Annotated in this window: 9 protein-coding genes; 8 read left to right on the forward strand and 1 reads right to left on the reverse strand. The window is 45.7% G+C overall.

The annotated features are described in order from the left end of the window. The first annotated feature begins 28 nt into the window (after nt 1–28). The 7 genes from QFZ78_RS35130 (at nt 29) to QFZ78_RS35160 (ending at nt 9,459) form a co-directional block, all read left to right on the forward strand. Nucleotides 29–1,033 (forward strand): LacI family DNA-binding transcriptional regulator, encoded by a 1,005-nt coding sequence (locus QFZ78_RS35130; RefSeq protein ID WP_307554287.1) that lies wholly within the window; start codon nt 29–31, stop codon nt 1,031–1,033. 85 nt (nt 1,034–1,118) lie between these two features. Then, nucleotides 1,119–2,033 carry an ABC transporter permease gene (locus QFZ78_RS35135; RefSeq protein ID WP_307554289.1) on the forward strand — a complete coding sequence of 305 codons (915 nt, stop codon included), beginning with the start codon at nt 1,119–1,121 and terminating at the stop codon, nt 2,031–2,033. Nucleotides 2,034–2,045: 12 nt separating this feature from the next. Further along, complete coding sequence (locus QFZ78_RS35140) at nt 2,046–2,942, forward strand: carbohydrate ABC transporter permease (RefSeq protein ID WP_307556056.1); 897 nt, start codon at nt 2,046–2,048, stop codon at nt 2,940–2,942. A 117-nt stretch (nt 2,943–3,059) separates the two neighbouring features. Then, the gene (locus QFZ78_RS35145) at nt 3,060–4,724 is read left to right on the forward strand and encodes a type 2 periplasmic-binding domain-containing protein (RefSeq protein WP_307554291.1); all 1,665 of its coding nucleotides are present in this window, start codon (nt 3,060–3,062) and stop codon (nt 4,722–4,724) included. A gap of 23 nt (nt 4,725–4,747) precedes the next feature. Further along, nucleotides 4,748–6,991 (forward strand): GH32 C-terminal domain-containing protein, encoded by a 2,244-nt coding sequence (locus QFZ78_RS35150; protein WP_307554293.1) that lies wholly within the window; start codon nt 4,748–4,750, stop codon nt 6,989–6,991. Nucleotides 6,992–7,031: 40 nt separating this feature from the next. Next, nucleotides 7,032–8,000 carry a carbohydrate kinase family protein gene (locus tag QFZ78_RS35155; RefSeq protein WP_307554295.1) on the forward strand — a complete coding sequence of 323 codons (969 nt, stop codon included), beginning with the start codon at nt 7,032–7,034 and terminating at the stop codon, nt 7,998–8,000. Next, nucleotides 7,987–9,459: a glycoside hydrolase family 32 protein gene (locus QFZ78_RS35160; RefSeq protein WP_307554297.1), complete on the forward strand. Its 1,473-nt coding sequence runs from the start codon at nt 7,987–7,989 to the stop codon at nt 9,457–9,459. Before QFZ78_RS35155 ends, QFZ78_RS35160 begins: the two co-directional genes overlap by 14 nt. Before the next feature lie 459 nt (nt 9,460–9,918). On the opposite strand, the gene yicI is transcribed toward QFZ78_RS35160, so the two are convergent. Continuing rightward, nucleotides 9,919–12,240: an alpha-xylosidase gene (gene yicI / locus QFZ78_RS35165; RefSeq protein ID WP_307554299.1), complete on the reverse strand. Its 2,322-nt coding sequence runs from the start codon at nt 12,238–12,240 to the stop codon at nt 9,919–9,921. A gap of 130 nt (nt 12,241–12,370) precedes the next feature. Here yicI and QFZ78_RS35170 point away from each other — a divergent pair, with 130 nt between their 5' ends. Further along, entirely contained in the window at nt 12,371–13,270 is a 900-nt protein-coding gene (locus QFZ78_RS35170; RefSeq protein WP_307554301.1) for a helix-turn-helix transcriptional regulator, read from the forward strand. Nucleotides 13,271–13,298 lie beyond the last annotated feature (28 nt).

The raw sequence follows: 13,298 nt of genomic DNA on the forward strand, positions 1-13,298 counted from the left end.
TTTCTCGAAGAGAAGAGGGTCGAATGTTATGCGATCGGGTATTAAGCAGGTAGCAGAGCACGCGGGCGTTTCGATAGCATCAGTGTCACATGTTATTAATAACACCCGTTATGTGTCGGATGAAGTTAAGCGCAAAGTTTACGAAGCAATGGAAGAACTTGATTACCGCCCTAATTCGGCAGCAAGGAGCTTGCGCAGTCAGAAGTCTAATACAATTGGCCTCATCGTGCCAGTTCTCCCATCGGATACCTCTAATTTCTTCTTTATGATGGTAGCACAAGGTATTCAGTATACATTGAAGCAACATGGTTATCATTTGCTGCTGAGCAACAATACAACGGAACAAATTGAAGATGAGAAAGAACAGATTAAATTGTTTAATTCCAAGTTAATTGATGGCTTATTTATAGCATCAATTGCTGAAGATGTCAGTTATTTAAATGATATCGTGCGTTCTAATTATCCTGTAGTGTTCATCGATCGCAAACCGACAGGTTATAACGGGGATTGTGTGCTGGCTGACGGCATTGGAGGTGCTTATGAAGCAGTCAAAACGCTCGTCCTGAAAGGTCATCGCCGAATTGGGCTGCTAACCGGGGAACTCGGTATTACGACGAGCAATGAGCGCTATGATGGGTACAAAAAAGCACTAGCAGATCATGATATTCCGTTTGATTCATCCATTGTGAGGATGGCGGAATCTAACTTTGAGAGCGGATACGAAAGCGTTATGGCGCTGCTTGGCGAGCAGAAGATTACTGCTCTGTTTATTGCCAATAACGTATTGACAATGGGCGCTATGAGATACATACAAGAACAACGGATTCAAATTCCAGCGGAGCTGGCCATTATTGGCTTTGACGATTATGATTGGACACAAATTACGTGTCCGCCTTTGTCGGTCATCCGGCAGCCTTCTTACGAGATCGGCGTGAAAGCAGCAGAGATTATGTTAGAACGGATCGAGAAGCCAAGCACTATAAGCGAAGAATACAGACTACCTACCTCGTTAATTCTACGAGATTCATGCTAAAAAGCTGCTCTGGCTTTTTTTTGAACATCAGAAAAACGTTTACGCAAACGATTTCCCGAAAAAGGAAGGGGCTGCATCACAACAAATGAACAAGTTCAAGGAACCACTTAAACAGATCAGAACCAACTATGAATTATACCTTCTCATTCTGCCCACCGTGATCTATTTTATCATTTTTAAATATTGGCCTATGTATGGGGTTCAAATCGCATTTAAGGATTTTATCGCTTCCAAAGGTTTCTGGGGTAGTCCTTGGGTAGGAATGGAGCATTTTCAGCGGTTCTTCGATTCTTTCAACTTTTGGAACGTCATACAGAATACGTTAGGACTTAGTGTTTTCTCTTTAGTGGTTTCATTTCCAGTGCCGATCCTCATCGCGTTGATGCTCAATCAGCTGCTCCATGAAAGGTACAAACGATTTATCCAGACGGTCATTTATGCTCCGTATTTCATCTCAACCGTCGTCCTCGTTGGTATGTTGTATGTGTTCTTATCGCCGGGAAGTGGACTAATCAACCACATCGTTCAACTTTTTGGAGGCGAGCCGATTTACTTTTTATCGAAGGCAGAATGGTTCAAAAGCCTCTATGTGTTCTCCGGTGTATGGCAAGAAACCGGCTTCGCCTCAGTTATCTATTTAGCGGCACTAGCCGGTATCGATCCGCATCTTCACGAGGCGGCGGTTGTGGATGGAGCTACGAAATGGCATCGCATCTGGCATATCGATATTCCTGGCATTCAGCCGACGATTCTCATTTTGTTCATATTGGCGATTGGGAATCTCATGAATGTTGGCTTTGAAAAAGCTTTTCTCATGCAAAATGACCTGAATGCCAGCTCGTCTGAGATTATCGCTACGTACGTGTACAAAATCGGCTTGCAGCGAGCGGAATACAGCTTCTCAGCAGCAGTAGGTTTGTTCAATTCCTTGATCAATTTCGTTCTACTACTATCCGTTAATCGCATCGTCAAAAAAATAAATGGCAGTGGCCTATTTTAAAAGAGAGGAGGCATTCGCCCAATGATTACAGCTAAGAGTACCGCTGATAAATGGTTCGACGCTTTAAACATCCTTGTGTTGAGTGGCTTTGCATTGTTGATTCTGTATCCGCTTTATTTCGTCGTTATTGCTTCTGTCAGCGAGCCAGATCAAATCTATGCCGGAAATGTGTGGCTATGGCCCCAAGGGTTTACACTCGAAGGTTATAGAAGAATTTTATCAGATCCTCAAATCTGGTCTGGTTATGGAAATTCGATCTTGTACGCAGCTGCAAGTGCCCTAATCAGTGTTTTCTTAACGATCGGAGCGGCATATCCGCTCTCCCGTAAGGATTTTTATGGACGCAATACGTTCATGCTGTTCTTTGTATTTACGATGTTTTTCTCCGGCGGCTTAATTCCTACTTACTTATTGGTCAAAAATCTGGGCATGGTGAATACGATTTGGTCGGTTATTCTGCCATCTGCAGTCGATGCTTTTGGAATTATTATTGCCCGGACGTTCTTCCAATCAACCATACCCGATGAACTTAGGGAAGCGGCATTCATGGATGGCTGCAGAAATACGCGCTTTCTATGGAGTGTTGTCATTCCATTATCCAAACCCATTATTGCGGTGCTTGTGCTGTTTGCGGTTGTTCGTCAGTGGAACGGATTTTTCGATGCATTAATTTATTTGGAAAATGAAAAGCTGTATCCGCTGCAGCTGGTTCTCCGTAATATTTTGATCCAGAGCCAGCCTATCGGCGACATGATATCGGATATTGACTCTCTTTTAGCTAAACAAAGGGTCTCTGAGTTGATCAAATATGGGGTCATCCTCATTGCGGCGGCCCCACTTCTCATTTTATATCCATTTTTACAGCGTTATTTCGTTAAAGGTGTTCTGATAGGATCTGTAAAAGGTTAGAAAACGGAAGGTAAATAGGAAAGGTGGTGGTGGTGGTCTTACGGTGATACCAAGATTTGCATCCATGGATCAATCATGAGCGTAATGGGTTACATACAAAGAGGAGGGTATCGACAAATGAAAAAAAGACTAACGACATTAACGATGGTAACGATGAGCTTAAGTTTGGTATTGACAGCATGCAGTGACAAAGCACCGGCAGCGAAAGATGCCGCATCTGCATCCCCGCAAAGCAGTGAGAAAGCAGCCTCCAAAAGCTTCAACGAAAGCGGTTACCCGATTGTAAAGGATAAAGTTACGCTGAAAATGGTATCGCCTAAAGCACCGCTTGCACCTAATTATGGCGAGATGGAAATATTCAAACGTCTAGAAGAACAGACAAACGTACATGTAGATTGGGATAACGTCCCAGAAGCGAACTACAACGATAAGAAGAACATACTGCTAGCTAGCTCCAACTTACCGGATGTCTTCTATGGTGCTCGATTCACGGATAACGATTTGGTGAAATACAGCAAAGACGGTACGATCATCCCTCTGAATGACCTTATCGATAAGTATATGCCTAACGTGAAGAAGCTGTTTGAAAAAAGACCGGAGCTGAAAGCGTTCGTTACCGCGCCTGACGGGAAAATTTATTCACTTCCAGTAGCGGAAGAGCTGGGTAAAGGGCAAGCCGGTATCGGCGCGAATCCGGATTTTCTCTTCTTGAACAAAGCATGGCTGGATAAGCTGAGTTTGAAGATGCCAACGACCATTGAAGAGCTGCATAATGTGCTTACCGCTTTTAAAACGAAAGATCCTAATGGTAACGGCAAGGCCGACGAAGTACCGATGTCCTTCATGAATACCTTCTGGACCGGCGATATCGGTTACTTGTTCGGAGCTTTCGGTGTCCCAGACAAAACCTATCAGCCTGGCGATAACTCGTTTATTGAACACTTGAATGTGAAAGATGGCAAGGTGAATTATGCGGCAATTGATCCGAAATATAAAGATGCAGTCTCCTATTTCCACAAATGGGTCGAAGAGGGCCTCATAGATAAAGATTCATTTACTTTCAATAACAATCCGGCTCCTTACTTTGCTAAAGGAAAAACGAAGGATGTTACACTTGGTTCCTACCTCTGGTGGGAAGAGACAGAAATTGTTGGCATGGATCGCTCCAAGGATTATGCACTTGTACCGCCTTTCAAGGACATGGTCGTGAAATACAACAATGGTTCTCCTTGGAGTCGTGGGGGTCCTGTCATTACGAAAGTGAACAAAAATCCGGAAATCACAGCCAGATGGTTAGATTTGCAATATGAGCCAAAGATGGCCGCTCAGCTGCATTGGGGACCGATTGGCATCGTATTCGATGAAAAAGACGGCAAACTGGTGCAGAAACCGCTCGATGCAGGCGTAGCCGCTGGCGAATTCCGTCAAAAAGTAGCGCCGAACATGACAGGCGTCATCTTGGCGGAAGATTTCCAAAATCTCGTCGCTCCAGAGCCTCGCGCATTGGAAAGAATGAACCGTATTAAGGATACTTTTGTTCCACAAATGGAAAAAGAGAATTACCCGAGTATTTTCTTTACACCGGAAGAGCTGGATAAAATCAGTAAAATCAAACCCGATATTGCCAAGCTGACCAATGAAAAACGCTCCAAATGGTTGATGGAAGGCGGCGTTGAGAAAGAATGGGATTCGTATTTAGCGACACTGAAGAAAATGGGATTAGATGACTTATTGAAAATCTATCAGGATGCATTGGACCGCTACAATAAAGCGGCCAAGTAATGGGAAAGCAGGAGGTATCGAGCATGGAACCTATTGCCTATTGGTCCTTCGATGAGGGGCAGGGGCGCATAGCGCATGATCCGTATTTGGGTAATGGGGATTCAATTCAATATGCCCTTACGAAAGGTCGGTTTCAGCCGCCGCAAGATCCGGTTTGGCGTAAAGGGGTTCGTGGATGTGCGCTGTTGTTTGATGGTTATTCAACGTGGCTGCAGCGCCCAGCAGACCAATGCCCTAGCTTGTCGGGAGCTTTAACGATTACCGCTTGGATAGCTCCCCGCAGCTATGACTTCGGAGATGAGCGGCGACTCGCCGCCATCGTCAATCAACATGACAGAGAACGTTGCGAGGGTTATATATTCGGATTATCTCGCCATGGGTCTTGGTCGCTCCAGCTTGCGCTTGGCGAAGAATGGGTTGATATTTGGTGCCATGATCATCCACTCCCTAAGGGAGTTTGGTCCTTCGTCTGCGCTACTTACGATTCGGTAACTGGACGGCTGAAGTTATATGTAAACGGGTGTGAGGTAGCGGTTAAGCAGCATTCGCAGAAGAATACTTTGATTACTCCCAGTCAAGAAGATTTGATAATCGGGCGCAATAACAAGGGTGTTATTTTAGCAGAAGCCTTTACGATGAATATGTTCGACGGTTTGATGGATGAACTTTGTTTATATGATCTCGCGATGTCTGAGGAGGACATTGCGAGAACTTATCGGGATTATTTAACCGAACACGGCGGAGCTGCACCCGCTATTTCTTACGAAGATCTGTCCATAACTAGAGCTAACTTTGTTCAGGACCGGCATCGTCCCGTGTATCATTTAACTTCGCCGGGGCATTGGATGAACGAGCCGCATGCGCCGATTTATTTCAATGGACAGTATCATTTGTTCTACCAATTCAACCCAAACGGCCCATTCTGGCATTACATCCATTGGGGACATTGGGTGAGTGAAGATTTAGTTCATTGGCGCGATCTTCCTGCGGCTTTGGCGCCGGAACCCGGCCTTGATCCGGATGGAATCTGGTCAGGAAGCGCAGCTTATGATGAACACGGTTATCCGGCATTATTTTATACAGCAGGGAATAACGCATGTTCTCCAAATCAATCGGTGGGGCTGGCTCGAACCACTTTTCTGCGGGATGGAGACTTAGATTTGAAGACTTGGGTGAAGCATCCCGAGCCAATCGTGGTTCAGGAGCCTGGCGTTGGATACTTTGGCGAATTCCGTGATCCCTATGTGTGGAAAGAAAATGAAGAATGGATCATGCTCGTCGGCACGGGGATAGAGGGACAAGGCGGAACCGCGATGGTGTACCGTTCTGCGAACTTGACCGATTGGCAACTAGAAGGTCCTCTTTACGTGAGCAATTACGAGAAGTATCCATACCTTGGCGTTGTATGGGAACTGCCAGTACTCCTGCCGTTAAAACGTAATGGTGAGGAAACGGGCAAACATATTTTGCTGATAAGCCCATGGGGGTCTGAGGCTAAAGTAGAAGTGAATTATTGGATCGGGATATGGGATCGTGCACGTTATCAGTTCATTCCGGATCATGAAGAGCCGGGACTCATCGATGTAGGTGATTTCCATTTCACAGGTCCGAGCGGCATGGTTGATCCCTTAACAGGAAGATCGCTTCTATTTACGATTGCACAGGGGGAGCGTACACCTGAAATTGATTACGATTGCGGGTGGTCGCACGGCGCTGGCATGCCGATAAGTTTGACTTTAAGGGAGGATGGGCTGCTCGGGATCGAACCCATTGAGGAAATGCGTCAACTCCGAGGGATGGAGCTTCTGAACGTACTGGATCTAAGTTTAGAGGAAGCAAATGAGAGCTTGCGGCACATACGGAGTGATACGTTTGAGATAGAACTAATATTTGGTTCAGAGGCAGAGCACCAATATGGAATCTCGTTAAGACGAACACCAGACGGAGAAGAGGAGACCGTTCTCTTCTATGATCAGGAACGTGAGCGGCTTGGCGTGAATCGAAATAAAACAACGCTAGATACGGGTGAACGAACGACTGGCATTCAAGAGGGGCTGCTTGAGCTTCACGGTGAACCGCTGCAATTGCGGGTTTTCGTGGATCGTTCATTGATCGAGGTCTACGCTAACGGGCTAAAAAGCTTAACGACACGCGCCTACCCATCTAGACTGGACGCGCTAGGGTTACTTTTGCACGGGGATCGAGACATTCGAATCACGTCCATGCGAATATGGGAGATAAAACCGGCATTTCAGGTGTCGGTGTAGAGAAAAAGCGGATAAACAATATCGGGAGGTAGAGATAGCGATGTATGATATCGTTGCATTAGGTGAAGTGTTAATCGACTTCACACCAGCTGGAAACTCAGAGTTAGGTTATGCTTTATTTGAACGCAATCCTGGGGGCGCGCCAGCCAATGTGCTGGCTGCCTTAGCCAAGTGGGGCAAGCGGACTGGCTTCATCAGCAAAGTCGGATCGGACATTCACGGACAATACCTAGTGGATACGTTAGGGCTGTGCGGAATTAATACGCAGGGCGTAGTGATGAGCAAAGAAGCAAATACGACACTGGCTTTTGTTCAATTGGATGCAAGTGGAGACCGCTCCTTTAGTTTTTATCGTAAACCTGGAGCCGACACCTTGCTGACGGAAAATGAGGTACTCCTCGATATGATCGCGCAGTCGAAGTTATTTCACTTTGGCTCGTTGTCCATGACGAATGAGCCATCGGCCTCCGCGACAAGGAAAGCACTGCTATTCGCCAAAGAAAATGGCTGCACGATATCGTTTGATCCTAATTTGCGAGTTCCGCTGTGGGACGATTTGGAGCATGCTAAACGTATGATGGAATATGGTTTGGCGCATGCTGACATCGTGAAAATATCCGAAGAAGAACTCATATTCCTAACGGGCGCTGCGGATCTTGAAGCGGGATCACGCATGTTATATGAAGCCTTTGGCCCTTCCGTCATTTTAATTACGCTGGCCGAAAAAGGTGCTTTTTACCGTTTCGGTCAAGTAACGGGGAGCGTTAGCGGTTATGCAGTAGATGCCATAGACGCTACAGGTGCAGGGGATGCGTTCTTCGGAGGTTTCCTTAACAGTTGGATGGATTCTAATCAAGCCATTCACACAATGAGTGAAACTGAAATTCGAAGTATGATCAGCTTCGCCAATGCAGCAGGTGCCTTAGCGACAACCCGAAGAGGAGCCATACCGGCGATGCCGAGCCTAGAAGAGATACGAAAGGTGACGAAGCATCATGATAACAGCTAATAATCAAACAATATTCCGGCCGCAGCTTCATTTCACACCGAAAGATCAGTGGATGAATGATCCGAATGGGATGGTATTTTATGAGGGGGAGTATCATCTTTTCTATCAATACCACCCCGAAAGTACGGTTTGGGGACCTATGCATTGGGGTCACGCTGTCAGTCAGGATCTGGTTCACTGGGAGCATCTTCCCATAGCGCTTGCGCCTGATGAACACGGTGCTATTTTTTCAGGAAGCGTAGTGGTAGATAAACATGATACGAGCGGCTTTTTTGGCGGTAAGTCAGGTCTAGTCGCTATTTTCACACATCATGATACGAAACCGGGGACAGATCTAACTAGGCAAAGACAAAGTCTTGCTTACAGCACGGATCGTGGGCGAACCTGGACAAAATACGCTTACAACCCTGTGCTCATAGAAGAAGCACTGCCTGATTTTCGTGATCCCAAAGTATTTTGGTTCAATCCTCAGCAAAGCTGGGTGATGGTCATTGCTGCAGGCGACGTCATTCGATTTTACAAATCACCGAATTTGAAAGATTGGACCTGTTCTGGTGAATTTGGGGTTGGGCAAGGCTCCCATGACGGCGTTTGGGAATGTCCGGATTTATTCGAACTGCCTGTAGATGGCGATACCATCAACAGGAGATGGGTGCTTATTGTTAGTATTGGGGAAGAAGCCAACTTTCTGGAAGGATCACGCACGCAGTATTTCATTGGTTCTTTCAATGGGAATACTTTTGTTCCAGAGGAATCCCCGGCTCCACTTCTTTGGCTGGATCACGGGAGAGATAATTACGCAGGTGTCACGTGGTCAGACGTGCCTGAACAGCAAGGAAGACGCCTGTTTATTGGGTGGATGAACAATTGGAAATATGCCAATGTGATTCCAACTTCCGATTGGAGAGGAGCGATGACGCTTCCTAGAGAGCTAACACTTACGGCGGAATTGGAGGGAGTCCGGCTCCTTCAGATGCCTATTCGTGAGCTCCAGGCTCAAAGGCGGAGTGAACAGAATTGGGCAGCTTTTGAGCTGAGCCATTCAGAATTAACGGTAACGCATGGCGATTTGCTTGAAATCATCGTTGAATTTGAGTTTGACGATGAGTTAGAATTTGGTTTGAAGCTAAGAGCCTCCGAAACAGAGGAAACAATCGTTGGTTATAGCACTCATGAGCAGCTGCTGTTTATTGATCGCAGTCGTTCTGGAGCTATCGATTTTCATAGTGATTTTGCATGCAAGCACAGCGCTTTATTGAAAGCGGAGACTGGAAACGTTAAGCTGCATATTTTCGTGGACCGATCGTCCATCGAAGCTTTTGTGAATGACGGAAAACTCGTCATGACGGATCAGATTTTCCCATTATCCTCGTCAATAGGCATAAAACTGTATGCGAAAGATGGGAACGTTAAGGTTAAATCCCTAACGATTCATACTCTTCATTCTATATTTGATTGAGGTTTGCTCTAAGATAGAAATGATGCTTGGAAGAACGGCTTTTCCGGTCACGGAGAAGCCTTTTTGTGTTTTTTTGGATTACAATCATGTAATCTCGATGTAAGGTAGATCGACCCCGAAAAATCCCGCGAATGCTCGCCGAACACTAACTTTGTATTTGCGTATGGTGGTATAATAAGACAAGCTGCATACGAAGAAATCAATGATTTGTATATCGAGAATGTTCGCAAGGGTGGGCAGACGCGGCAGGCGGCCTATTCGGTTTGCAAAAAGATAGCTGAAAAAGCAGATGAACGTTTATCTGCTTTTTCAGTGTAATTATTGGTATTCAAATAATTGCAGTCTGCCTGCTACTTCCATTGGATTTATCCAATGGGAGTATGAATTTCGTTCTGAATACCGATTCGAATGTTGTAAACGGCTGACCTTGTATGAATAACAGGGCCAGCCGTTTATTTATTACAATCGTACAGCTATCTTCGATATGCCGGACTCGGGAGTTAGCACGATGCCGATTGCTGATTTTGTCCAAGATGCGCCTTCTACGGATGAGATTTGATTGAAGCCTCTTAGTACGATGGTGTAGGGTTTAGTTCCGCCTTGAACAGAGATGTCGATCAGTTCATTCATTCGGACTGCTTTTACGGATAATTGCAGATTAGCTTGCACGTCATAAATTGACGTTTCCGCTGCTGCTCCATCCTCCAGTTCAAATAAATGAAGAGATACGCCGTTCGCATAATCGTAATCAGGCTTCTGATCGTTTGCTCCTACGGCAAGCAGCGTATTAGGTTTAACTAGCAAAGGCAGCGTCATGTAGCCATGCGTTTCTTCCTGCCATTTACCGCCTTCAACAACTCGTCCAGTGAAGAAATCGGTCCAACGTCCTTCTGGAACATAATACATCACAGTTCCCTGATCGTTAAAGATTGGGGCAACGAGCAGGTTGTCTCCCAACATGTATTGCGTATCCAGGTGATGAGTGGACGGATCTGATGGGAAATCCAGCACCATTGCGCGCATCATCGGAATTCCCATTTCTGTGGATTGGATTGCACTTGCAAATAGATAGGGCATCAACGTGCTTTTTAGCTTTGTGAAGTGTCGGAGTACATCGACCGCTTCTTCGTCAAACAGCCATGGAACACGGTAAGACTCATTGCCATGCAAACGGCTGTGAGAGGACAGCAGGCCAAAAGCTACCCAACGCTTATAAATATCAGGTGGGGCTGTTTTTTCAAAACCGCTGATGTCATGGCTCCAGAAACCGAAACCGGATAAGCCGAGTGAAAGGCCTCCACGAAGCGACTCCGCCATGGAGTCGTAATTGGCAGAACAGTCGCCGCCCCAGTGTACAGGGAATTGCTGTCCTCCAGCCGTTGCGGAGCGGGCAAATAACATGGCCTCGTTCTTGCCGAGTTTTTCTTCCAGCACTTCAAATACGGCCTTATTGTATAGGAATGTATAGTAGTTATGCATTTTGAATGGATCTGAACCGTCGTGGTATTTGACATCGGTCGGGATGCGCTCGCCGAAATCGGTTTTAAAGCAGTCCACGCCCATATCGATCAGCCGTCTTAAATGACCTTTGTACCACTCCGTTGCTTCCGGATTGGTGAAATCGACAAGCCCCATGCCGGCCTGCCAGAGATCCCACTGCCAAACGTGATCATCCAAGGTTTTGACCAAATATCCCTTGTCCATGCCTTCTTGAAAGAGCGGTGATTTCTGGCCAATGTACGAATTGATCCAGACACAGATTTTGAGTCCTTTGTCCTTTAAGCGCCCCAACATACCTACCGGATCAGGGAACATATCGGCATCCCACTCAAAGTTGGTCCATTGATATTCCTTCATCCAGAAACAATCAAAATGGAAAACATGCAGCGGAAGGTCTCGTTCAAACATTCCGTCAATGAAACTGTTCACGGTAGCTTCGTCATAATCCGTTGTGAAGGAGGTTGTTAACCATAGACCGAACGACCAGGCCGGCGGCAGAGCGGGTTTGCCGGTAAGTTTCGTATAATTATTCAGAACATCTTTTAACGTCTTACCGCCAACAATGAAATACTCCACATTTTCGCCAGGTACGCTGAACTGGACTTTCGACACAACCTCAGAGCCGACTTCGAAGGATACGTGCTCGGGATGATTGACGAAAACGCCATATCCTTTACTGGATAAGTAAAAGGGCACATTTTTGTAGGATTGCTCACTGCTCGTGCCGCCATCTTCGTTCCAAATATCCACCGTTTGCCCGTTTTTCACTACATTTGTAAATCTTTCTCCGAGTCCGTAAATATGCTCACCTATGCCAAGGTCAAGCTGCTCGCGAAAGTAAATCTCTTTGTTAGCTGTCGTGATATGTCCCGCACCTTTGCTGTTGGTACCAGTTAGACGACGGCCTTCGAAAGAGAATTCAGCTCCCCACGTACTATGTTTGTTGACTTTGACACTTAATCCGCCGGATTTCATGGCCACATGATCGTTGCTGTCATCGATAGAAACAGGAGTCTGCGGATTATCGAACAATTCAAAAGCGGGTCCTTGCGAACGTTTACCTGCATGATGAGTCCAGCGCACACGGATGATATCCGGAAGAGGCGAGCTCAGTTCACAAGTCAGCATCGCACCATTTAAAGTATCCCCTTTTCGCTGAATCTTCCGAGCGGCAGCATATACTGTCAGACTGTCGTCTTCTTGATGTATATCGCGGACATCGACTGGATTAAGGACGGTGTACCCTTCTTTTACCATCCAATAACCGTTAGAAAATTTCATTGCCATCATCCCTCCAAAGTGTTGTAATATAATTATATTGATTTAAAAGCTCCATTCCTTTCGTTATATTGTGAAAAAATATCAGTATTTTGACATATGATTTGAAATTCTCTAAGGGGGAACTATTGCCATGCAGCAAGCGAATTTAAAAGAGGACCGCATTCACGGCGATCCGCTTTATCCGATCCGAGTTTATGAAATCTGCTGCCAGCCAGGGGAAGAACTGCTTGAACTCCATTGGCATGATGAGTTGGAGTTGCTCATGCTTACAAAGGGAAAGGCGGTATTCCGTGTTTCTATGGATGACTATGAATTGGAAGCCGGGGAAGCGATTTTCGTGAATTCCGGTCAGCTTCATTCTGGGCGTATATCCGCTAACGAAGAATGTACCTTCACTGCCGTGGTGTTTCATTCGGATATATTGGGAGGGGAGCGGTTTGACCTTGTTCGTGAGAAATATATTAACCCGCTAATCCAGCAGAAATTTGTCACTCCTGCCCACATCAGCCATCATACTGCAGAGGAAAGGGAGCTATTAGCGTTATTGCTGCAAGTGTTCGATTTGAATGTAAATGAAAGGCCTTTATATGAGCTTTCTACAAAAGCATTGCTGCAATTGATCATTTCAAAGCTAATTATGCTGGGAGGTCCTGCTTTCCGTGAACTTCCGCTTTCCGTTAACCCGACGCATATAGATCGATTAAAGCTAATTATTGAATACATGCAAGTTAACTATAGCAGTCCGATTCGATTGGAGGACCTTGCGGCGATTGTTTCTTTTAGCGAGTCTTATTTCTGCCGATATTTCAAGGGTTTTACAGGAAAGAGTCCACTGGAATACTTAAACCAGATACGAGCGCAGCGAGCGGCATTGATGCTGAAAGATAGCAACAAGAAGATTACAGAGATTTCGCTTGATGTCGGATTCAACACTTTGAGTTATTTTATCGGTGTGTTTAAAACGCATTTTGGATATACACCTTCCGAATATCGAAAAAGATTAAGGACAAGCAAGGAATTGGGTATGTAGCCTGAACAGAGGGGAGTGATTACTATTG

It is taken from the genome of Paenibacillus sp. V4I5 (assembly GCF_030817255.1).
GTDB lineage: Bacteria > Bacillota > Bacilli > Paenibacillales > NBRC-103111 > Paenibacillus_E.